The sequence below is a fragment of the Novosphingobium silvae genome (assembly GCF_009856825.1).
Lineage (GTDB): Bacteria > Pseudomonadota > Alphaproteobacteria > Sphingomonadales > Sphingomonadaceae > Novosphingobium > Novosphingobium silvae.
In genome coordinates, this window is the sequence record NZ_WVTD01000059.1 from 1 (window position 1) to 1535 (window position 1535).

The following is a 1535-nucleotide window of genomic DNA, read 5'->3' on the forward strand; positions in this document are numbered from 1 at the left end:
CCCGATTCTGTTGAAAAACTCGGCCTTGCAATGGCGCTAAAGTATTGATTCTATCTCTCCGCAGGTAGGCGGAGATGTCGGGATGATGGGCGAGCGGACGGTGGCGCAGGAGGCGCTGTTTTACAGCTTCAACCTGGAGCGGCATGTGCCGGCGGATCACCTGCTGCGCTCGATCGACCGGTTCGTTGATCTGTCGGGCATTCGCGAACATCTGCGCCCGTTCTACAGCGCGACCGGTCGGCCCTCGGTCGATCCCGAGCTGATGATCCGGATGCTGATCATCGGCTACTGCATGGGCATCCGGTCCGAGCGACGGCTGTGCGAGGAGGTGCATGTCAACCTCGCCTATCGCTGGTTCTGCCGCCTCGGGCTGGAAGGCGATGTGCCCGACCACTCGACCTTCTCCAAGAACCGCCATGGGCGCTTCCGCGACAGCGATGTGCTGCGCCAGTTGTTCGAGACGACCGTGGCGCGCTGCATTGCCGAGGGGCTAGTCGGCGGCGAGGGCTTCGCGGTCGACGGCAGCCTCGTGCGCGCCGATGTGAACCGCCAGCATGCCGTCGATCAGGCGGATGGTCTGCCGGACCCGGCCACCAGCCATGCTGTTCGCGAGTATCTGGCCGTGCTCGACGATGCCGCCTTCGGGGGCGCGACACCGGTGCCGCCCAAGCAGTTGGCGGTGGCCGATCCGGCTGCGCGCTGGACCGCGGCAAGCCGCGAGCGCGCCTTCTTCGCCTATGCGACCAACTACCTCATCGATCTCCAGCACGCGGTGATCGTCGATGTCGAGGCGACCACCGCCATCCGCCAGGCCGAGGTGACCGCCCAGCGCCGCATGATCGACAGAACGCAGGAGCGCTTTGGCCTGTGGCCCGAGCGGCTCGTGGGCGATGCCGGGTATGGCGATGCCAGGAACCTGTCCTGGCTGGTCGAGGAGCGCGGGATCGAGCCGCACATCCCGGTGTTCGACAAGTCCGCCCGCCGCGACGATACCTTCGAGCGTTCGGCCTTCAGCTACGACCACGACGACGACAGCTATATCTGTCCTGCCGGCAAGCGGCTGCGCCAGAGGCAGAAGGTCTATCGCGAGGATCGGCCGTTCGTCGATGAGAACGGCATGCTGCGCTACCGCGCCAGCAAGCTCGACTGTGACGCCTGCGCTCTCAAGCCGCGCTGTTGCCCGACCCAGCCAGCGCGCAAGATACTGCGCTCAGTCCACGAGGGTGCCCGGGATCTCGCCCGCGATATCGCCACGACCGATGCCTATCTGGTCTCGCGCCGCCAGCGCAAGAAGGTCGAGATGCTGTTCGCGCACCTCAAGCGCATCCTCAGGATGGATCGCCTGCGCCTGCGAGGTCCAAACGGCGCAAGAGACGAGTTCCTCCTCGCTGCCACCGCCCAAAACCTCCGCAAGATGGCCAAGCTGATCCCCATGCAAGCCACCCAAGCCCCCGCATAAGCGGGGGCCAAGCCTCAGCGACACGATCAGGCTCGCGCCCGCGCCAGCCTCAGGGGCGGGTTTTTCAACACAATCC

General features: G+C 65.6%; 1 protein-coding gene. It reads left to right on the forward strand.

What is annotated here, in order from left to right:
- Positions 1-82 precede the first annotated feature (82 nt).
- Positions 83-1459 (forward strand): IS1182 family transposase, encoded by a 1377-nt coding sequence (locus tag GR702_RS21915; RefSeq protein WP_160987621.1) that lies wholly within the window; start codon positions 83-85, stop codon positions 1457-1459.
- Positions 1460-1535 lie beyond the last annotated feature (76 nt).

Coding starts and splice junctions, on each gene's coding strand:
- GR702_RS21915 (WP_160987621.1), top strand. CDS start 83: ATGATGGGCGAGCGGACGGTGGCGCAGGAGGCGCTGTTTTACAGCTTC.